Origin of the sequence: Paenibacillus kyungheensis (genome assembly GCF_028606985.1) — a bacterium.
GTDB lineage: Bacteria > Bacillota > Bacilli > Paenibacillales > Paenibacillaceae > Saccharibacillus > Saccharibacillus kyungheensis.
On the sequence record NZ_CP117416.1, the window covers coordinates 5102799 to 5123206 of the forward strand.

Consider the following 20408-nt stretch of genomic DNA (forward strand, 5'->3'; position numbering starts at 1 on the left):
AGAGATCGATGAGGAGCTCATACGCGTGCAACCTCCATCGGCACAGGCCAATCTTCCAGAGTGTACGCCATATCCCAGAACATATATTCAAACTGACAACTTAGAAGAAAATGCTCTTTCATACGCGCTCGATGTGCAGGTGTCGTCTGCTCTGCCCATTTATCTAACCGAGCACAAAATTGATGCGTAATCGTATCGGTACGATTGCCATAGAAGTTAATCCAATCATAAAAAGGATGGGAGGCATCAGGCTTCACTTCATCCAATAATTTCACACCAATCTCCCAATACGTCCACGGGCAAGGCAACAATACCGCCAAAATATCGCCTAAATCCCCTTCATGAGCCACAGTTAACATATGACGAATATAATGATGAGAAGAAGGAGAAAGCGCATATCCTTGCAAATCTTCATACTTGACGCCAGCCACCTCGCAAAAGTTATTATGAGGATGAATTTCACTATGAAGCACAAATGAAATCTGCTCGTTAAACATCGCCATATCTTCACGTGTTGGGCATTTCGCAATCGCCGTTCCATAAATACGCATAAAAGAATTCAAATACTCAAAATCTTGCTTTACATAATGGATCAATTGCTCACTACGCAGATCACCTTTGGCAATCCCTTGTACAAATGGATGGTTAAAAATCGCTTCAAAAATAGGGTCTGCGGCCTGTCTAATTTCCTGTGAAAAACTCATAACTGTATCCTCCTTAGATTGAAGCATCGATAACGACGCTTGGTTAATAAAGAAGGACCACTACTGGAATATATGGAAAAATACATGCAAAAAAGCCGCCCCGTGATGGAGCGGCAGAATAGGTGTACGTATATGTACAGGTACCCTTGCACAGTCTCCACTTTCCTACGCTAGTATGAACTAGATCAGGTTCCAAGGGTCCGGGATCTTCCCGTCTCAGCCTACACAAAGGCTCCCCTAGTGGTCATTCGATTCATTTGCATCTTACTGTACACACGATTGAACAGACTGTCAACTGCTACAACCTCAGTAATCTTTCCTTTTTTAACAGTTATAGGGTTATAAAATGGTGTAAAATATAATTATTAGTAAGGATTGGCGCGTAGATTTAACTATCCAAACAGAATTGAGTTGATCTCGATGACACGTAAAGTGGTATTGGCAGGTGGCACAGGATTTATCGGACAGTATTTGGAAAAAAGATTTGCAGCATTGGGTATTGAAGTGCAGATCATTTCCAGACAATCTCCACATATCGCATGGGATGATCATCAAGGAATTGTTCAAGCTCTCGATGGAGCAGAAATGGTGATTAATCTAGCAGGTAAATCGGTCAATTGTCGTTATAACGAACAAAATAAACGTGAAATTATGAACTCTCGAATCGAAACCACCCAGATTCTTAGAAACGCTATCCTGGCTTGTGAACATCCACCTGCGCTTTGGATCAATTCCAGCACAGCTACTATTTATCGCCATGCAGAAGATCGCCCTATGACCGAGACGAAAGGCGAAATCGGTAGCGGATTTTCGGTAGACGTTGCCAAAGCGTGGGAAGAAGCTTTTTTCTCTTTTAGCCTTCCGCATACCCGACAAGCCGCATTACGGATTGCTATCGTATTAGGACCTGGTGGTGGTGTCATGACCCCTTTCAAAAATCTAGTTCGCTTCGGGCTGGGTGGTCATCAAGGGTCAGGGAAGCAGATGTTTAGCTGGATTCATGTTGAAGATTTATTTCAGATTATTTTATTTATTCAAGAGTGGGAATCGCTTGAAGGAGTATTTAATTGCACGTCTCCCAATCCGGTGACCAATCGTGAACTGATGGCAACGATGCGCAAAGTGATGCATCGTAAAGGCGGTCTACCTGCGTCTACATGGATGCTTAATCTAGGAGCTAGAGTGATTCGGACGGAACCCGAATTGGTGCTTAAAAGCCGTTGGGTGATCCCTAATCGTCTCATCAAAGAAGGATTTATGTTCAAATACGGACGGTTGGAACAAGCACTGCACCATATTTTGCATACAAAATCATAACATCATACCGTACAGACGAACATGACTTTTAAAATAAAGCAAAAAAGGGTATCGTAGAGATAGACTTGAGTAACGGCTTGAATAGCTTACTCAAAAATTAGAGTTAAAGGTGTGCTTATACGTGCGAATTAATAAATATATTAGTGAATCTGGAATTACATCCCGCCGGGGTGCTGATAAATGGATCAATGAAGGTATTGTCACAATTAATGGTGTGGTTGCCGAGCTAGGCAGTCAGGTCGAAGAAGGCGACGATGTGCGGGTCAAAGGCAAACCGATCAAAGTCGAACAAGAAAATGTCTATATTGTGCTCAACAAACCGGTAGGCATTACCAGTACAACCGAGCGTCATATTCGAGGCAATATCGTAGATTTTGTCAATCATCCCCTACGTATTTTCCATGTCGGACGATTGGATAAAGATTCGGATGGCTTGATTATGCTGACCAATGATGGCGATATCGTTAACGAAATTTTGCGTGCTGAAAATAAGCATGAAAAAGAATATATCGTCACTGTAGATCAACCGATTACGCCTTCTTTTCTCAAACAAATGGCTTCCGGTGTAGAGATTCTAGATACAGTGACTTTACCTTGTCAGGTCGTTCAACAATCCAAATATGTATTCAAAATCATTTTGACGCAAGGATTGAATCGCCAGATTCGTCGCATGTGCTCTGCACTTGGCTATGAAGTTCGTGCGCTACGTCGTACACGCATTATGAATATTCGTCTGGGTAATTTACCGACAGGCAAATGGCGCGACCTGACGACTGATGAACTCAATCGCCTATTCCGCGATCTGGAATATACGCCCAAAAAACGCTAATTCACCTGAAAAAGACCTCTTTGACTTGATCCGTTATCCTATATCAGATAGCAGATCATTGAAAAGGTCTTTTTGGTATCAAAAAATGTCTGTCCAGAAAAAATCCAAATAAACGTGACTTATTCCTATTTGGATAGTCTATATTTTAACTGTAAAGTCTCTTCCAATATCATCGTTTTATAGTTTTTAATTATTGTCATAACAAAGCATATTAGCGAAGATTTTATTCTACAAAGAAAAGAGGCGATCTTATCAAACTACTCCTATCAGTAATTCTGATGGTTATTTTACTTTCTGGATGTTCACTAAACGGAAGTAAACCAAATCCTGAGAACAGTAATGCCGATTATGTGAAATACAAGGATCAAATGTATATTAATGAGCCCAAAATGATCGTTATAGACTCCACCCAACTTTCAAAAATAGATACTGTAAGCGAATCCTCTACAGTACCTAAAGACACCCCTATTTATAAAATAAATGGGTACTCGGATAATGATATAATAGCTGTAAAAAATACTAATAATGCATTGCAAGGAAAAATGAATATAGATATATACAATGTGTATAAGTTATTAAAAGATATGAATGTAAAATCTAAAAAATTGGATATTTTTGATCAAAAGATAGAATCTGTTGATCTATATAAAGAAGGACAATTTATGCGTACATTACACGGAAAAGAAAGTAAACAATTTATTGCTCTCGTAAATGCTGCTAAAACGACTATTCATATAGATAGTAGTAATGCTGTGATGTATTCGTTTTTGTATAAACTAAATAGTGCTATCGTTCTAAAATACAATGTGCTAGAGCATAATAATCAATACATGCTTGATTATACTGATGCAGAACTTCCTTCAGCTATAGGTAGATATCTTAAATAAATATAGATATTTTGCCAGATAAAAGCTATTTTATTGCCAATTATCGTCACGTATACGAAAATTCTACTCATCTGATGAATCCAAAATAAAAAGACCTCTTTTACTTTGTCTATTATCTTATGTTCGATAATTGACTACAAAAGAGGTCTTTTTTGCGATTACTTGTAAAATACTTTTTCTACATTGTATTTCGCATGTAGTGTATTGATAATGTACGTCTCATAAATCTCACGATCCATAGCGTTGTCGATCAAGCAGACTTCGATCTTGGTGACTTCATCACGATGATCTTTGATCGGTGATACGGTATCTTCGAAATGCTTTTTGATACGAGGTCTAAGCTTACGTGCTTTACCGACAAATAGTAATTCATCTTGTTCGTTATAGAACATAAAGATACCGCCTGTTTCACGCGAAATCAGATGAAAATCGGTAAATCCGTAAATATGGCTAAGCTCAGGGTTAATTTGTTTGGTAATCGTAACATCCGCTGTCGGGATTGTTATAGTAATCAATATGGTCACTTCCTCATTCTATATAGGTGTTCATCCTATCATAATTTACACTGCAAAACTACGACTACTCTCATCTTACCACGTTGCTGATCTGCATCTCTATATGATTTTGCTAGTTATGGATGAGGTATGGCTCTATTTCATCACATGATTTGTGCAAATGCTATACCTTTTTCCACCACATGCCTAAGGAATGAGGTGCTGTATACGTAAATCCATACTGTGCATACAATTGGTCTGCCGGCGGGTCTGCGAATAGTACCGCATGAGATTGAAGAGACATATTCTTTTCCAAGTATGTTGTGATCTCACGCATAATCGCTTTGCCGTAACCTTTGCCTTGATATTCTGGGCGCACACAGATATCGGTAATATGAAAAAATAATCCGCCATCTCCTACAACCCGTCCCATCCCGATCGCTTGTCCTTCTTCTTCCAATACAACAGCAAATAGGGTATTCGGCAATCCTTTACTTGCGCCTTCGACACTCATTTCGCTCAGCCCGGATACTTTACGCAACGTTAAGTACTCTTCAATCGCTGGAATACGATGAACAATCTGCATGTATGTACAACTCCTTTTTTTATCTCACATGATAACAAATAATCCCTATACTGCATACGAATGTATACAAATAAAGTTGACGCTCTCTATTAATGGTTAATATCTTAGTAAAAGATGAAAAGGTTGGTGACATTACATGGCGGTACATAACCAAAAAGATACTACGGTAGAACCCACAATAATTATTGGAGCAGGACTGGCAGGTCTATGTTGTGCTTTTGAATTAGCCGACCAAGGCAAGTCTGTAATCGTTCTTGAAGCGGCTCCTTATATCGGAGGAAGAACAGCCAACTGGGTCGAAGACGGCATGGAAGTCGAATCTGGATTTCATAAATTTCTAGGTTACTACACTGTTCTGCCTGAAATTTTGAAAAATGCAGGTATTTCGATGAGCGATATGGTTCACTGGGAAGAAACCACCAATATTCGTCATACGGAAGCACAGGGTACATTTGGGTTAGACCCTTTCAAAGCTCCTCTCAAAACGATTGCGGGTGCACTTGGGAATAACGATCTTATCTCTCCAGCAGACAAAGCATCGTTGATTCCTTTTTTTGCAGCCGGATTTAAAGATTATATCAGCAATCCAGATAAACTCGATCAATCTTCGATCCAAGAATATGCTGAACAGCATGGTGTATCTACCGATGCGATTGAGCGATTGATTCAGCCATTATCATCAGGGATTTTCTTTTTACCTATTGAAGAATATTCTGCGTATGCGTTTTTCGGTCTATTTGCTCCAGCTCTGCCACGTATCGCCAAAGTACGTATCGGTGCTTTCAAAGGCGGAATGACTGATGTCATGACAGGCCCTCTTGCCAAAGCGATTGAAGAACGTGGTGGACAGGTGCTAACAAATAAAACGGTAGCTCATTTACTATATGATAATGAAAAAGTCGTTGGTGTGCAGTTGGAAGATAGCTCTCAAATTTATGGCGAACAAGTAGTTGTTGCTACAAATATCCGTCGTGCTCAGATGCTATTATCCGAACATTTCCATGCACATGAGTGGTTCCAAGATTTCTTATCATTAGAATCGATGCCTTATATTACAGCTCAATTTGAAGCAACAGAAAAATTAGCAGCCGTCGATCATACGATGTTTGGCCCGGGTACACAATTAGGTTCGTTCAGCGAACAATCTCGAACTACATTTGAACGTCCAACTGGACGAGCTTCGATCATTCTGGTTGATCCTGATACATTAATTGATCTACCGGATGAAGAAGTATGGGAAATCACCAAAAAATCACTTCACGATGTCGATCTTCCTAATGTAGATACGATGACACAGTATCGAATTATACGGGGCAAAGAAAACTTTTATCGTCTGGCAAAAGGCAATGAACACAAACGTCCGAAGCAGATTACTCCAATCGATGGACTATTTCTTGCAGGTGATTATACTGATCAACCGCTCCTTGCAACTATGGAAGGTGCAGCTATTTCAGGCAGACGAGCAGCAACCGGTATTTTAAAAGGAAAAGTCATTTAAGAATACAATTAGCAATAAGACCTTGTCATAGGACAAGATCTTATTGCTAATTTTTATATATTCTACTAACACTAATTTTTATAATTATACTTATAGAGCTGTAAAATATTTTGCACTCTCGACCATCGGCGTACAATCGCTGTGATCGCCTATTAGATTAATCTCAAAAATATAATCTTTGCCTTTTACAAAAGGCTTCACCATCTGCCAATCGATCAGACCTTCACCCAGTGGCAAAGAATCATGAACTTGTCCCATACTATCCACCAGATGATAATAGACCGCATATGGAGCGGTACGTTCAAGCACATCGCGTAATTTCTGATTATCTCCTCGAAAAGCGATAAAGGTATGGCTTACATCAACATTCAACGGCAAATCTAACGGAATAATAAGATCATCTATTAAGTATGGATTGGAATAACAAAATAGCCCTTCTGTTGAATCTTCCCAGACAATCTGTTCACGTCCATATTCTAAAATAGCAGCAATTTCTTCGCGCAATGCGATTGTACGTTCACGTGAAACTTCTGCATTTTCACTACGTACATAATGTGCATGTAACACACACTTTGCACCTTCTGCTTTACAAATTTGAACCAATTGGCGTGTTGATTCATGATAAAATCGGCGCAGCTCGATATTTGTACTCATAATATCTAAAAATGTATTTTGATATCGGGATGGATGGTGTAAATATACTGTAACTCCTCTATTTTTCAACTCACGTATTCGAGCAACAATCAAGTCGGGTTGTTGCATATCTGTCGCACTCAAATAAAATTCGATAATCTCGGGGTTATACGCAAGTCGGTTATCTAGACTTGATCGATCTAAGCTTCCTTTTAGTCGCATATTATTCACAGTACTCTCTCCTTTTTTCACTCTATCTATTCTATCGTTTTCTATGTATCTATATATTACAATATATGAAATAAACCTTGATGCGTAATTATATGTGTATTTGTAAAATACGAATATAATCAGCCAGGGAGACAGGACGGAATCTATGGAAAGTTCGATACTTCTAAAAACGAAAGTTTCTAAACCGATGATTCGTAACTACACGATTGACCGTCCAGAGTGGATTCATCGTGTAGAACAAGGCATGAATTTTAGAATAAATATGATCTATGCACCGGCAGGAAGCGGCAAAACCACCTTACTAGGACAATGGTTATATGAAAAAAAGCAACCGTACGCATGGCTTTCTCTAGACGAACGTGATAATGATCCTCGTCGATTCTGGCGCTATATGATCTATTCTTTATCTTGTTATATGATTCCTGATCTAGAAGAGCGATTATTACCTCTGCTGTCTAACTCTTCTATGAGTAGTATCACGTCTTTTATCGATATGTTTATTCATGAATTAGACCAATTAAAGGCACCACTTGCTATGATACTGGATGATTATCAATTTATAGCAAGTTCTGATATTCACAAAGGATTGTGTTATCTGATCGATTATTTACCGCCCCATATTCATCTCTATATTTCGTCTCGCCAAACACTTCCATTTGTACATATTGGAAAATGGTTAGTTCGACAACAATTAAATATTATCGCCGCTGGTGAAATGGCTTTTTCAGAAGAAGAAGTTGCTTTACTTTGTCAGCATACGATAGGTTATTCGCTACCTACTGAGATTATTCATAAGCTTGTTCAACAAACCGAAGGCTGGATTGCAGGGATTCAATTAGCTTTGATTTCATTTCAACAAGATGAAGGACAATACCGTTTTACTTTAGACTTTAATGGCAAGCATCGCAGTATAGCAGATTATTTATTTTATGAAGTATGGAGCGGTTTTGATGAAGAACTGCAATCTTTTTTATTACAAACGTCTATTTTGAAGCGTATGAATGCAGAGTTATGTGATGAGCTCACCGGTCTGCAAGACAGTCAGTGCAAATTACATCGTCTACAACAGCTCACTCTATTTCTAATTCCACTGGATGAAGATGGCGAATGGTATCGATATCATCATTTATTTGCAGAATTTGTCCAAAATGTATTACGTCAATCGTCACATACACGATGGATCAGCGGGCATCAGAAAGCGAGCCAAATCTATATCGAGCGACAATGGATCGAAGAAGCAATCGATCATTCTTTGATCGCCCACCACTATGAGCAAGCCGCCCAATTAATCGATAATCATGTAGAAGAATGGCTAAGTAAAGGTGAACTGGATACGTTACTGCACTGGTTCCAGCTATTCCCTGCTGATTATGAATTTACAATAGCGCTCTGTCTGATTCAAGCGTTTATTTTAGGGATTGTGGATCGTTTTGAAGAATCGATTGAATTACTAAAGCGATGTGAGCAACGTATTAAAGCATTATCTTCTTCTGACAAATATTCTAATTATTTAGGCATTTTATTTTTGGTCAAAACTAATATTTTATTTGCATCTCGAGACTTTGATGAATGGTTTGCTTTTATGCGTTCTATTCAACAACAAATCCCTCAAAACTCGGTCTTTTTCCACTTTAATTATAATAAAAACGAACCGTTTGTTAGAAATACAGCTTTTGGCTTAAAAGGACTTCTAAGTCAGGAGACAGCTCATGTCAGTGCAGAAATGATCCGTATCTTGCATCAGCAACATGGAGAAAATTCGTTATTGGTACAGTATGTTATGCAAGCTGTTGTTGAAGGATCTTATGAACGTAACGATCTCAATACCTGTATCTATTGGGTTCAAAAAATATCGAAAAACGATAACTATCGCATCGTTCCAGGATTGCTTGTTCCTTTCCGCTTAATGACAGTCAAATTAAAATTGAAAGAAAAACAGTATATTACAGCACGTACTATTCTCGAAAATACATTACAACTGCTGGAAGATCCTCAATACCATAACTGGCGCAAACATCTATATGCTTTTATCGCATGGATCGATCTTTTAGAAGGTGATATCGAGAAATCTATCCATGTATTAGATTCGATCTCAATCACTAGCAAGCAACGTATCTCTTTAGACCAATCGCTTGCATTTATGATATTATCTCGTGCACTGATAGCTAACAAAGACTATAATACCGCTCTGGAAATTTTAGCTTCTATTCGCTTTTTTGCAGAAAATGAGCATTCGACTAATATTGAATGTTCTGTTATTGTTCTTCAATCGATCTGTACTTATCGCAAAGGACAAGTAGATACGGCTATTTTATTGCTCCAACAAGCGATTGAATTAGTCATGCCGTTTGATTATGTACGAACATTTGTAGATGAAGGAATGGTTATTTATATTTTGCTACAAAAATTAAGCCATAAGAAGCATATCGTTAACCATCCTCAGATGCTTAAATATATAACTAAATTACTAAATATATTAGAAGCAGAAGGCAAAACGCCTCTATCATTGACAGACAATCATCTTATTGAAGCGTTAACACCTAAAGAATTAGACGTGCTCAAATTGATTCGTCAAGGTCATTCCAACCAACAAATTGCCGATCAATTGGGGCTTACAATCGGTACGATCAAAGTGTATATTAATCGCATTTATAATAAGCTGGGCGTGACTTCTCGTGTTCAAGCATTACTCAAATCGCAAGAATTAGAACTGCTTTCCGGTCTATAAATAAAGGGTTGAACATTATATTTTTTATTAAAAAAAGTATCTCATTTGTAATAAAAATGTATTCAAGTTAACTTTAGTTAATAGATGCGTACGGCTTGGATTTGCTACAATAAAAACAACCCAGATCATGGGAGAATAAATGACATCAAATAGAAAATCTTCTGCTATCATTCGATTTTTCTCTGTGATCTTACCTATCCGAACGGTTTCCTCCAATCATATTTTTGTAGACCTCGATTCGGCAGATATTATCGAGGTCTTTTTTTTTACAGATAATAAATGATCAAAAAGATGGTTGATACCGATGTACCGTTTAACCAAAAGGAGTTGTTAATGATGAATTATCGTATACAAGCTTGTTCCAATGCGGTGTATCAAGAACAACATATGACATTTGTATTAGAAAATTATGTTCCGCTTCATGTGCCTAATACTTTTTTATTAACACTTGGCTTTACGTCTGCTCCTATTCTTTTAGAAGAAGAATGTTTTATCGCTCTGGATCAACATGATGAAGTGATCGGGGCTTGGAATTATCTGTACGGAACAGAAGAGTATGCTTATTACAATACTGAAGTAATCCAGATTCAATCTGTGATTTTGAGCGCTCCTTATCGCAAAACCAGACTATTTGCTCAAGGTCTTCAACATCTGGTTCGACATATTGATCAATCCAGAAGAGGAGTCAAAGAAGTGCGCTTCTGGATTGCTGCTGATCCCAAATTAAAAAGGTTATGTTCCAAATTCGCAAAGCCTACTTCTACTTTATTGACCCCTCAAGGTATTGTAGAAGAGTATCGTGTTCCTTTTAACCAACTCTATAATTATGCTAGAGGATTACAAAGTAAACGACATGCCCGATAAATTAAAATAAGCCCGATAAGGCTTCTCTTATGCTTACAAAGAGAAGATCGTATCGGGCTTTGTGATGTCTTATAGGCTGCTAGCGTTAAATGTATCTCCACCGGCAATCGTTCCAGATTCAAATCCTTTATAAAACCAGCGTTGACGTTGTTCTGACGTACCATGTGTAAAGCTATCCGGCACGACATACCCTTGTCCTTGCTTCTGGAGAGTATCATCACCGACAGCACTTGCGGCAGTTAATGCTTCTTGTAGATCGCCTTCTTCTAACAGATTGGTTCCTTGTGCATCATGAGCCCAGACACCTGCTAGATAATCGGCTTGTAACTCTAATTTAACCTGCATTTTGTTATATTGCGTTTCGCTCATATTTTGACGGGCAGATTGAATCTTATCCATCGTTCCAAGTAATGTCTGTACATGATGACCCACTTCATGAGCAATCACATAAGCCATCGCAAAATCACCCGGGGCTTTGAATTTCTGTTGAAGCTCATCATAAAAACTCAGATCAATATATAATTTCTGATCACCCGGACAATAAAAAGGCCCTACCGCAGAACTGGCTGTACCACAAGCAGAATCAACACGATCGTTATACAGTACCAGTGTAGGCTTAGTATAGGTTAATCCTTGCTTTTCAAATTGAGCTGTCCAGACATCTTCTGTACTGGCTAATACTACAGATACCATATTCACTAACTCTTGTTCTGCTGCGGTTGCTTGATAAGGTGCAGACGATTCAGTCGTTGTGGATGTTGTCCCGTTCAATAATTCACTAGGGTTGCCTCCTAATAACGTTACAATCAAAATAATAATAATACCGCCAATTCCGCCACCTATAATCGTTTTGCCACCTTTACCTCTGCGATCTTCTACGTTGGAACTTGTTCGTCTACCCTGTAACTTCATCTTTCTGCCCCCTAATGACTGATCCAAACCGATTTCTTTTACGTATGTATTAGTGATATACCCCAAAAGAATTGTAACATCCCATTTACGTTCTATCTCAAGCCATTTATTTCGTTTTTTACCTATCTACATAGTTCTATCATAACGACAAATTATTGAAACCCTATTTCATATAATTAAGTTAATTTTTTAATATAAGGTTTTTTCTTTAGTAAATATGTTTAATATAGTATCAATCAACTACATCGATAATCATGATACGAATATATACGGTTGTATCATTTATCAAAATAGCATGATCACACACTATAATAACAAACATCAGGAGGCGACAAGAATGGGACGTTACGTACAAGTAGAAGACAATGTAAAGATTCATGTAGAAGATATTGGTGAAGGGATTCCGGTTATTTTCTTACACGGATGGCCAGCAAACAACCTTATGTTTGAATATCAATACTCTATCCTACCTAAAGAAGGCTACCGTTGTATCGGGATCGACTTCCGTGGATTCGGTAAATCAGATGCACCGTGGGAAAGCTATTCATTTGACCGTATGGCAGATGATTTGAAAGCGGTTATCGACGAGCTTGATATCGAAAATGCAGCTTTGATTGGCTTCTCAATGGGTGGAGCAGTGGCTTCTCGGTATATGGCACGTCATCAAGGTAAAGGCATCTCTCATCTTGCATTGATGGGTTCTGCAACACCAGTCTTTACACAGCGTCCTGATTTTGAATATAACATCACGAAGGAAGACCTTAATGAACAATTAATTATTCCTACGTATGAAGATCGTCCAAAAATGCTATCTCAATTTGGTCTTAAATTTACGCATACGAAGTCCAAAGCAGCTATGATGGTATGGTTAGAATCATTGTGCTTCCAAGCTTCTAATCACGGTACAATCAAAGCAGCAGAATCATTACGTGATGAAGACTTGCGTGGAGACTTGCCACATATTAATGTACCGACAGTCATTTTCCAGGGTCAAAAAGATAAAATCTGTGATCCTCAATTAGCTGAATTAACACAACAAAGTATCGCTGGTTCTCGTCTTGTTGAATTTGAACATAGCGGTCATGCTATGATGTTCGACGAGCAAGAGAAGTTTAATTCAGAGTTATTATTATTCCTTAACCAAATGTCTCGTGATAACCATACACCAAGAGCAGCAAGCCGTAATCTATAATATTTCCTATCATCTGATGAAGATTAAAGCTGGCGATCCCAAGTTGTGATCGTCAGCTTTTTTTATGCTTATTTTTTACGAAATAATGACGATATTATACGTAGTATCTGTTATTCCATAGTAACGCAATAATAGATATGTATAGGGAGCATGCACGAAAGGCTAAGTATGTAATCTATGGGAAAGGAGAAGTATACGCTTGAATGTGCTGGAGTCACTAATTCCGATAGCTCTTTATGTTTTACCGATGCTCTTCTTTTTCTATATGGGGATTAATGTGTTATTACGCAATCCCAAAAAAGTAGAACATCGTCTGGTAAGTATCGCGATTGGTTGTTATTTTTTACTTTTTTTAGAAGAGTATGTTCGCTACCAATTACCGCTTGAATATAGTTCTACTCTGTCTTCTTTGTGGTTCGCTAATGTAGGTATTGTGTTACCGAGTTTGAGTTTTCATTTTATTATCAAGCTATCCGGAGCTTATCGCAAAATGCCCAAATGGTTGTATCCGTATATTTTTTATCTTCCTCTCCTGATTATTCCGGTAGGCATTATGAATAACTCAAAATTTATTTCTTCACAACAATTCGTCATGGCGGGCATGTGGAAAGTGCCTGTATATAATACTTCTTATTATGCCGCTCTTACTGTAAGTATTCTAATCAGTGTTGCTTCACTAATCTTTCTTTCCCGTCATCAGGCTTTGAATCGCTCATCTGAACACCAAGCCATCTATCGTATATTGCGCCGGGGTATGAGTATTTCTTTAAGCTGGATCGCTTTTTTTGGTTATTTTCATTTCGGTGAATCTTTGCCGCCTTATCCGTATTTGTATGGTGGATTAATCTGGTGCTTTACGTTACAAGTCGCTATGAAAAAATATGATTTTCTCAACTTTGATCATCATCGTTACAAAAAATTGTTTGATATGAATCCAGCGGCGATCCTGTTAGCTAATGTATCAGGCACGATTAAAGAAGCGAATCCCAGTGCCAGACAATTATTTTCTTTTGTTGATTTGGATGATACGAATTTGCATACACTAGCCAGTGAAGACCTGGCTTCTAAATTACAAAGGCATCAAGGCATTATTGATATGGAAACCAAAGTGTGGAATGGTGAACAATGGATCGATATTCTGGTCAAAGGCGACTATGTATTCGTAGAGCATGAAGATCATGTTATTCTTATTATGCGTGATATTACAGTCAAAAAAGAACAACAACGTCAAATTGCTTTTCTCGCTTATCATGATTCTTTAACAGAATTGCCGAATCGTCGTTACTTTTATCAAGAATTAGAGAAGTCGATTGTACAAGCCGAGCAACATCAAGAACAACTTGCCATTATTCTGATTGATCTGGATTATTTCAAAGAAACCAACGATCGGTACGGGCATCAAGCAGGTGATGAGATGCTTCAACATACCGCCAAGCTTATTCAACAATTAGTAGGCTCTACCGGTATGGCGGCACGTCTTGGAGGCGATGAATTTGTACTATTTATTCATCCTGTCGAACATCAGATTCAAGTCCAGAAGATTGTGAATCAATTGAATGCTGTATTCGCTCAAGCGGAACTGGCATATGGTAATGACACACTTTCGATTCCGATGAGTTGTGGTGCTAGTATCTACCCACAAGACGGTACCGATGTCGATACACTGCTCAATCATGCAGACAAAGCCATGTATCGTAGCAAACGTCAACGTAAATTAAAAATATGAAAACCGTCTATATCACCTGACTGTGGTATAGACGGTTTTTTTATAGAAGAAATCTTATTGAATCGCAATATAAATCTTCACTTCTGATTGTTCAGGATTAGCCGTCGATTCATACACTTCAAAATCACCTGTATATGTTCGCACTTCCGAAGCATCCTCGAAATAATTCCAGATCATGCCCCATGTCTGAGCAACAGTCTCAAATACAGGTCCTTTCGGTGTGGTAAATACCATATAACGACTGGCTGGTACAGTAATCTCTAGTTGTCGCTGTGCTGATTCTGAAGCATGAGAAGGATCTTCTGCTTGCTGTCCGATCACTACCGTATATGCTCCGGTCGCATCACTTTCATAATCGGTATAGAGTGCATAGGTTGGAGCATCACTAGAAGATAGATCAGGATGTTGACCTTTGTAATGCAGATAAGATGCCCACAACTGTGGTAAACGTGCATTGGTAACTCCTAATTCGTCTGCATTGGTTGTTCTTGTCCCAATGCCATGTATTACAAAAGCAGGTAACTGTACAATCGTCGGTGTCGCTACCGTAGTCATATATCATCCCTCTTTCTGTTCTTTTATTCAAAGTATACAGAAGGAATATAGACAACTGTCTGTCTAGTTAGAATAGCGGTCGATTATTTTTTGCGCACGCTGTATTAATTCTGGAATAAGGGTCGGTGGTGATTGTATCTGCACCTGATCTCCAAAGCCCAGCACCATACTATAAAACCAATCATCTATAATAAAAGAACCCTGCACATCAATATCTCCATCCGTTTGCACAGTGATCCAAGCAGGGTCAAATATATCGCTTAAACGATGGCGGACTTGCGGGCTAAATCGTAATCTTACGTCTTGTCGCTGTTCTTCATTTGTTCCACTATTCCATTGATATTGATCCCAATCTGGAATATCTCGCCGCTCAAATGTATGTGAAGTACATTCTAATTCCAAAATACGAGACAACCGGAACAACCGAAAATCTTGTCGTAATGTGCAATACGCATGTAGATACCAGACATATCCTTTCAAAATCAAAGCAGATGGTTCTACGGCTCGTTCACTTTCAACGCCGTTGGTATTGAGATAATGTAAATTCACTTGATAGGTATTGGTAATCGCTTCACGTAATAGATTCACTTTATCGCGTGTCGCTGGATTCTGGCCCCAGGGGTTAAAATCAAATACAATACCTGCACTTTGTATCGTAGTCTGCATTCGATCATGTGGACGAAGTAGCGCTTGTACTTTATCCAGTAATGTCGCAAACATCTGATCATTGAATACAGTCGTCATCCCTTTTACTGCAGAGATCATCGCATCAATCTCACTTAGTGTCAAAAACTGACGGGCAATCGTGTACTGCTCCATAATCTCAAATCCACCGGTGGTGCCTTGATGAGCGACAATCGGAATACCTGCCTGACTGAGAGTATCAATATCTCTATAAATCGTTTTGGTCGATACTTCAAAGCGTGTCGCCAATTCTTTGGCACTGATCCGTTGGCGATTCAATAACAATACAGTGATCGCAAGTAATCGATCTATTTTCATAATGTCTCCTTAGCTTATGCTCTCTGCTGTATACTCACTTTGCAATAGAGCAAAAATCGCAAGATCCACATACGTTTCTTTTTCATATTCATGTTGTCTTAGTAGACCTTCTTGTACAAATCCTAATTTTTCTATTAGACGAATCGAAGCTTGATTGGCTGGCTCAATTTTGGCTTCAATCTTATTCAATTTCATCTGCTCAAATCCAAACTGAATAATACATAAAGCCACTTCTTTCATAATGCCTTTGCCCCAGTATGCAGAAGATAGATCATATCCTAATTCTGTTCGATGATGTTCTTGCTCATAAGCTAGAAATCCACATGTGCCTATCACTTTGCCTGTCTCGCGATCTTCGATCATCCAGCGTAATCCAGATTGTTCGGCAAAAATACGCTCATACCATTTCATCTCATCTAGCGCTTCTTCCACCGAGTTGAACGGAGTAAATGGCATATACTGTACAACGGCTTGATCTGCATACAATTGATATAGATCATCTGCATCTGTGAGTTGTGCTTGTCTTAATACAAAACGTGGAGTCTCTAACTGTGGAAATTGCTCAAATGTAAATAAATCGCTCATTGTTGTACTCCTTTAGATTATGTATAATGCCACACTTCTATCTGTACCGTTACAGTTGTCTGATTTGGAAAGTACCCATCCTACATTATTCTCGTATACTACATATCATACTACTTATCCTAATCTTATCATCATACCTTTAATATAATCGAGGTGCGTATCCATGTACACATTATCTACAACAGAAATTCAAACCTATCTTCAACAACTGGGAGTCGAAGAGATTCAGCCTCCTACTCTAGATTATTTAGTTCAATTGCATCAAGCTCATGTCCGCCGCTTTTCATGGCAGACGGTCGATATTTTTGCAGGGCATCCGACCGGTATCGATATACAGCAATCTATTGCACTCCTTTTAAGCGGGCGTAGCGGTTATTGTTTTCATCTGAATGGAGCGTTTAGCACTTTGCTACGTTCTCTAGGTTATCAAGTGTTCTGGCATCGAGCAGGTGTACAGCCTTTGGGTACAGAACCGCGTATCAATTCGTTTCATTTAGGATTAACAGTTCATCTGGATCATGAAGGAATATCGCAACCATGGATTATTGATGTGGGTCTTGGCGATATGCCTTATACGCCGCTGCCTTTAATAAAAGGGACTTATACTCAATCGCCTTTTCAATATGCAGTAACGTCTTCAAGTATTGATCCCAAAGGATGGCGGTTAGAACATGATGCTTATGCTTCTATTGTCGGTGTCGATATCGATCATCAGGTGGTCACTGATCTCAAACCTTTTGAAGATAATCATGAATTTTATAGCCGTTCTCCGCAGTCACCGTGGTTTGATGTCTTTCTTTTGCGCCAACGAGATCAATCCACCAGTCATGAATTACGTGGATGTGTGCTCAAAACGATCAATGCTAGCGGTGTTCAGTATACCGAAATCGTAAACAAACAAGAATGGTTGAATGTGTTACATGATATATTTGGCGAATCTTTTGTTCCATACACTGCTTTAGAAAAAGACGAGTTCTGGCATCGTGTACAGCAAGCTCATGACATATGGAAACAGACCCAATCATTGTCCAATCATCCACATTTATAATCACGTATTGCACCTGTGTATCTTATAATTTCAAGCATCCTACATGTAAAATGCTAAAAAGCCACTCCTACGCAGGAGTGGCTTTGCTGATTATATTGAATATCAAGCTGGATTACACATGTAACTGCTGTGCAACGATAGTAAATGTTTTGGGAATCCCTTTATCAAATACTTCTGAAGATTGATTCGGCAATTCTTCCAGTACTTTGATCATCAGACCCGATGTAGCCACAGCGGTAACAATCTCACCGATCGTCCACTGACGTAAATACACTTTTTGCTCGTCTTTGATCTGTTGATCGGATTCGGTATATTTAGAATAAGAGACGGCTTTTTCTGTTAATGAAGTATCAAAGTAATCTCCTGTTACTTTATGCTTGCGAATATTAGCTGTTGTACCTTTAGAAGTAATCAGCTTGGTCGAGATCGGGTGGAAATCTTGTAATACCAATTGACCACCTGGCGCAAGTAAGCTAGATACTACATAGCATAATGGCTGTAGATCGGTAAAATAATGCAAAATGCCAAATTCCATAAATACGATATCATATTGATTAGCCAGTTCCTGTAAAGGCAGTTGAAGCACATCAGACACGATATACTGCAAAGGCACTCCTGCGGCACGTGCTAAATCTTGAGCATACTGTTCATTTTCAGCAGAGAAATCTACGATCGTCAGTTCAGCGCCGAGCAAAGCTAATGCAACTGCTTTGTTACCATTAGAACCGAGTAAATTGATAATTTTTTTGCCTTGTATATGGTCTTCCATATGTTTGAATGCTGTGCCGATCCGTTTTTGCGGATCTTGTTTAATTTTCTCAGCCGCTTCTTCTGGTGTACCAAAGCGATTCACCCATGATTGATAGGTGCCGTTGTTCCAAGCATTTTTGTTCTGTTGTGATGATTCCATAAAAAAACCTCCATAGATAGCGTAACGCGCAAAAATATTATTTTATCTATCGTACCATCTTATGAAGGAATGTAGTTATTTTTATCGTTTTTTATAGAGATTAGATAAATCCACCATTGGCACGTAACGTCTGACCTGTGACCCATTTAGAAGATTCACTTGCTAGAAATAATACAACCCCTGCAATATCATCCGGTTCACCCAAGCGTCCAAATGAATTCATATTGCGAAGACCTTCGATCTGTTGCTCGGTTTTGCCTACTGTGAACAATTCGGTATTCACAGGCCCCGGAGCTACTGCATTGATCGTAATTCCTTTTTTGCCAAATTCTTTGGCGAGTTGACGGGTGAATTGCTCGACTGCACCTTTGGTTCCTGCATAGACGCTATAACCAGGGAACATCTGACCTACAACCGACGTTGAAAAGTTAATAATACGACCGTTAGGCTCCATATGTAGAGCCGCTTGCTGACATGCAAAAAATGTTCCTTTGACATTGATCCCAAATTGTTGCTCAAAGTCCTCTTCAGTTACTTCTGTGATCGATTGTGTTTTCATTACACCTGCATTATTGACCAGAATATCTAATTTGCCATATGTCGATAAAGTAATCTGAAATAATTGTTCGAGTTCAGTAAGTTGACTGATATCGGCTTGAACAGCTGTAGCTTCACCGCCTGCTTGCTTGATCGCTTCCACCACTTCTGCTGCTTTGTCAGGGCTACTTGTATAATTCACAATCACTTTAGTGCCATGAGCAGCTAATTGTTGTGCAATCTCACGACCGATTCCTCGGGATGCTCCTGTAACTAAAGCCACTTTACCTGCTAATATTGTTTCCATAACATAAACCTCCTCTGTGTACTGTACGATCTATATATTTGATGTGTTGATTATAAATAACTCCCCTTAAATAATCAAGTGACAATTTTTGATATTTGTCATTATAGTTTTTTTATTGATTATATGCATAGCAAAAAAACACACTCTCTGTGATGCAGAAAATGTGTTCTGGGACTGATACGTCTATGATGAATGAGCTTGAATACTGGCTAAAACCATATGCCAGACCTGTTCAAATTGTTGATCGATTGCCGGATCTGTCCATTGATAAGCATGAGCAGGGTGATGAAAATAAGAAGTCGCTATTATTAATGTTCGGGCTATCTGCTCAGGTTGGCCCTGCTTAAATTCGTTATCTTTTATCCCTTGCTGAATAATAAGAGATACTTGCTCCACTAACAGATCAACATGATTCACTATAGAAGGCAAAGCTTCCATCGTAACCGCTGTATACATTTGGAACATCTCTGGATCTTCCACAGCATATTTTCGCTTAGTCTGTGCCAGTGTCTCTAACCATTGACGTAAACGTTTTGTTGCAGAATGATCACCATCTTGGACGATATGCTGTAAAGGGCTTGAAATCTGCTGTAACCAACGTTCTGTGACTGATTCTCGTAATTCTGCTTTGCTAGCAAAGTGGCGATAAATCGTGCCATGACTGACTTTTAACGCGCGGGCGACATCGACGACCGATGTTTTGTCAGGTCCGTACCGACGTAACGCTTGCTCTGCCGCATCTAAAATTTGTTCTTTCGTTAATGGTGCATCATATGCCATCTGTTTCACCTCAATATATGTTTTACGATAGCATAGCAATAATGGGATATCAATTCATGTTTATTGTTATTCTCAAGCAACAT

At 38.8% G+C, this 20408-nt stretch carries 20 protein-coding genes and 1 riboswitch; of the genes, 9 read left to right on the forward strand and 11 right to left on the reverse strand.

Annotated features, from left to right (window positions below; genetic code table 11):
• Window positions 1–17: 17 nt before the first annotated feature.
• Window positions 18–704 (reverse strand): thiaminase II, encoded by a 687-nt coding sequence (tenA, locus tag PQ456_RS22160; RefSeq protein WP_273614169.1) that lies wholly within the window; start codon window positions 702–704, stop codon window positions 18–20.
• 145 nt (window positions 705–849) lie between these two features.
• Window positions 850–953, reverse strand: a riboswitch (TPP riboswitch).
• Window positions 954–1124: 171 nt separating this feature from the next.
• Between tenA and PQ456_RS22165 the strand changes: the two genes are divergently transcribed.
• The 3 genes from PQ456_RS22165 (at window position 1125) to PQ456_RS22175 (ending at window position 3737) form a co-directional block, all read left to right on the forward strand.
• Window positions 1125–2021, forward strand: a complete 897-nt coding sequence (locus tag PQ456_RS22165) for a TIGR01777 family oxidoreductase (RefSeq protein WP_273614170.1) — start codon at window positions 1125–1127, stop codon at window positions 2019–2021.
• Between the two features lie 121 nt (window positions 2022–2142).
• Entirely contained in the window at window positions 2143–2850 is a 708-nt protein-coding gene (gene rluF, locus PQ456_RS22170; protein ID WP_204825881.1) for a 23S rRNA pseudouridine(2604) synthase RluF, read from the forward strand.
• Window positions 2851–3128: 278 nt separating this feature from the next.
• Window positions 3129–3737, forward strand: coding sequence for a hypothetical protein (locus tag PQ456_RS22175; protein ID WP_273614171.1), 609 nt, complete (start codon window positions 3129–3131; stop codon window positions 3735–3737).
• Between the two features lie 158 nt (window positions 3738–3895).
• On the opposite strand, the gene PQ456_RS22180 is transcribed toward PQ456_RS22175, so the two are convergent.
• Window positions 3896–4252: a nucleotide excision repair endonuclease gene (locus PQ456_RS22180; RefSeq protein WP_204825879.1), complete on the reverse strand. Its 357-nt coding sequence runs from the start codon at window positions 4250–4252 to the stop codon at window positions 3896–3898.
• A gap of 163 nt (window positions 4253–4415) precedes the next feature.
• The gene (locus tag PQ456_RS22185; protein WP_273614172.1) at window positions 4416–4817 is read right to left on the reverse strand and encodes a GNAT family N-acetyltransferase; all 402 of its coding nucleotides are present in this window, start codon (window positions 4815–4817) and stop codon (window positions 4416–4418) included.
• 136 nt (window positions 4818–4953) lie between these two features.
• On the opposite strand from PQ456_RS22185, the gene PQ456_RS22190 reads away from it, so the two are divergent.
• Window positions 4954–6315, forward strand: a complete 1362-nt coding sequence (locus PQ456_RS22190) for a hydroxysqualene dehydroxylase (RefSeq protein WP_273614173.1) — start codon at window positions 4954–4956, stop codon at window positions 6313–6315.
• Window positions 6316–6405: 90 nt separating this feature from the next.
• Here the strand turns inward: PQ456_RS22190 and PQ456_RS22195 are convergent, their stop codons facing one another.
• Window positions 6406–7170: a sugar phosphate isomerase/epimerase family protein gene (locus tag PQ456_RS22195; RefSeq protein WP_273616381.1), complete on the reverse strand. Its 765-nt coding sequence runs from the start codon at window positions 7168–7170 to the stop codon at window positions 6406–6408.
• 154 nt (window positions 7171–7324) lie between these two features.
• Here PQ456_RS22195 and PQ456_RS22200 point away from each other — a divergent pair, with 154 nt between their 5' ends.
• A complete protein-coding gene (locus PQ456_RS22200) occupies window positions 7325–9907 on the forward strand; it encodes a winged helix-turn-helix domain-containing protein (protein ID WP_273614174.1) in 2583 nt (860 codons plus the stop codon).
• Window positions 9908–10243: 336 nt separating this feature from the next.
• The gene (locus PQ456_RS22205; RefSeq protein ID WP_273614175.1) at window positions 10244–10771 is read left to right on the forward strand and encodes a hypothetical protein; all 528 of its coding nucleotides are present in this window, start codon (window positions 10244–10246) and stop codon (window positions 10769–10771) included.
• A 69-nt stretch (window positions 10772–10840) separates the two neighbouring features.
• Here the strand turns inward: PQ456_RS22205 and ypfJ are convergent, their stop codons facing one another.
• On the reverse strand, window positions 10841–11683 hold the full coding sequence (ypfJ, locus tag PQ456_RS22210; RefSeq protein WP_273614176.1) for a KPN_02809 family neutral zinc metallopeptidase: 843 nt from the start codon (window positions 11681–11683) through the stop codon (window positions 10841–10843).
• Window positions 11684–12020: 337 nt separating this feature from the next.
• Here ypfJ and PQ456_RS22215 point away from each other — a divergent pair, with 337 nt between their 5' ends.
• Entirely contained in the window at window positions 12021–12875 is an 855-nt protein-coding gene (locus PQ456_RS22215) for an alpha/beta fold hydrolase (RefSeq protein WP_273614177.1), read from the forward strand.
• Between the two features lie 205 nt (window positions 12876–13080).
• A complete protein-coding gene (locus tag PQ456_RS22220; protein ID WP_273616382.1) occupies window positions 13081–14601 on the forward strand; it encodes a sensor domain-containing diguanylate cyclase in 1521 nt (506 codons plus the stop codon).
• 54 nt (window positions 14602–14655) lie between these two features.
• Here the strand turns inward: PQ456_RS22220 and PQ456_RS22225 are convergent, their stop codons facing one another.
• The 3 genes from PQ456_RS22225 to PQ456_RS22235 all read right to left on the reverse strand — a co-directional run bounded on the left by PQ456_RS22225 (window position 14656) and on the right by PQ456_RS22235 (window position 16743).
• Entirely contained in the window at window positions 14656–15156 is a 501-nt protein-coding gene (locus tag PQ456_RS22225) for a GyrI-like domain-containing protein (RefSeq protein WP_273614178.1), read from the reverse strand.
• A gap of 63 nt (window positions 15157–15219) precedes the next feature.
• Complete coding sequence (locus PQ456_RS22230) at window positions 15220–16158, reverse strand: helix-turn-helix transcriptional regulator (RefSeq protein WP_273614179.1); 939 nt, start codon at window positions 16156–16158, stop codon at window positions 15220–15222.
• 9 nt (window positions 16159–16167) lie between these two features.
• Complete coding sequence (locus tag PQ456_RS22235) at window positions 16168–16743, reverse strand: GNAT family N-acetyltransferase (protein WP_273614180.1); 576 nt, start codon at window positions 16741–16743, stop codon at window positions 16168–16170.
• A 163-nt stretch (window positions 16744–16906) separates the two neighbouring features.
• Here PQ456_RS22235 and PQ456_RS22240 point away from each other — a divergent pair, with 163 nt between their 5' ends.
• Window positions 16907–17791, forward strand: a complete 885-nt coding sequence (locus tag PQ456_RS22240) for an arylamine N-acetyltransferase family protein (RefSeq protein WP_273614181.1) — start codon at window positions 16907–16909, stop codon at window positions 17789–17791.
• A gap of 112 nt (window positions 17792–17903) precedes the next feature.
• Here the strand turns inward: PQ456_RS22240 and PQ456_RS22245 are convergent, their stop codons facing one another.
• From PQ456_RS22245 to PQ456_RS22255, 3 genes are all read right to left on the reverse strand, one after another.
• On the reverse strand, window positions 17904–18701 hold the full coding sequence (locus PQ456_RS22245; protein WP_273614182.1) for a class I SAM-dependent methyltransferase: 798 nt from the start codon (window positions 18699–18701) through the stop codon (window positions 17904–17906).
• 100 nt (window positions 18702–18801) lie between these two features.
• Complete coding sequence (locus PQ456_RS22250) at window positions 18802–19545, reverse strand: SDR family oxidoreductase (RefSeq protein WP_273614183.1); 744 nt, start codon at window positions 19543–19545, stop codon at window positions 18802–18804.
• A gap of 183 nt (window positions 19546–19728) precedes the next feature.
• Entirely contained in the window at window positions 19729–20325 is a 597-nt protein-coding gene (locus PQ456_RS22255; RefSeq protein WP_273614184.1) for a TetR/AcrR family transcriptional regulator, read from the reverse strand.
• Between the last annotated feature and the right edge of the window lie 83 nt (window positions 20326–20408).

Coding starts and splice junctions, on each gene's coding strand:
- tenA (WP_273614169.1), bottom strand. CDS start 704: ATGAGTTTTTCACAGGAAATTAGACAGGCCGCAGACCCTATTTTTGAA.
- PQ456_RS22230 (WP_273614179.1), bottom strand. CDS start 16,158: ATGAAAATAGATCGATTACTTGCGATCACTGTATTGTTATTGAATCGC.
- PQ456_RS22190 (WP_273614173.1), top strand. CDS start 4,954: ATGGCGGTACATAACCAAAAAGATACTACGGTAGAACCCACAATAATT.
- PQ456_RS22215 (WP_273614177.1), top strand. CDS start 12,021: ATGGGACGTTACGTACAAGTAGAAGACAATGTAAAGATTCATGTAGAA.
- PQ456_RS22255 (WP_273614184.1), bottom strand. CDS start 20,325: ATGGCATATGATGCACCATTAACGAAAGAACAAATTTTAGATGCGGCA.
- ypfJ (WP_273614176.1), bottom strand. CDS start 11,683: ATGAAGTTACAGGGTAGACGAACAAGTTCCAACGTAGAAGATCGCAGA.
- PQ456_RS22250 (WP_273614183.1), bottom strand. CDS start 19,545: ATGGAAACAATATTAGCAGGTAAAGTGGCTTTAGTTACAGGAGCATCC.
- PQ456_RS22175 (WP_273614171.1), top strand. CDS start 3,129: ATGGTTATTTTACTTTCTGGATGTTCACTAAACGGAAGTAAACCAAAT.
- PQ456_RS22245 (WP_273614182.1), bottom strand. CDS start 18,701: ATGGAATCATCACAACAGAACAAAAATGCTTGGAACAACGGCACCTAT.
- PQ456_RS22205 (WP_273614175.1), top strand. CDS start 10,244: ATGAATTATCGTATACAAGCTTGTTCCAATGCGGTGTATCAAGAACAA.
- PQ456_RS22195 (WP_273616381.1), bottom strand. CDS start 7,170: ATGCGACTAAAAGGAAGCTTAGATCGATCAAGTCTAGATAACCGACTT.
- PQ456_RS22165 (WP_273614170.1), top strand. CDS start 1,125: ATGACACGTAAAGTGGTATTGGCAGGTGGCACAGGATTTATCGGACAG.
- PQ456_RS22225 (WP_273614178.1), bottom strand. CDS start 15,156: ATGACTACGGTAGCGACACCGACGATTGTACAGTTACCTGCTTTTGTA.
- PQ456_RS22185 (WP_273614172.1), bottom strand. CDS start 4,817: ATGCAGATTGTTCATCGTATTCCAGCGATTGAAGAGTACTTAACGTTG.
- PQ456_RS22200 (WP_273614174.1), top strand. CDS start 7,325: ATGGAAAGTTCGATACTTCTAAAAACGAAAGTTTCTAAACCGATGATT.
- PQ456_RS22235 (WP_273614180.1), bottom strand. CDS start 16,743: ATGAGCGATTTATTTACATTTGAGCAATTTCCACAGTTAGAGACTCCA.
- PQ456_RS22240 (WP_273614181.1), top strand. CDS start 16,907: ATGTACACATTATCTACAACAGAAATTCAAACCTATCTTCAACAACTG.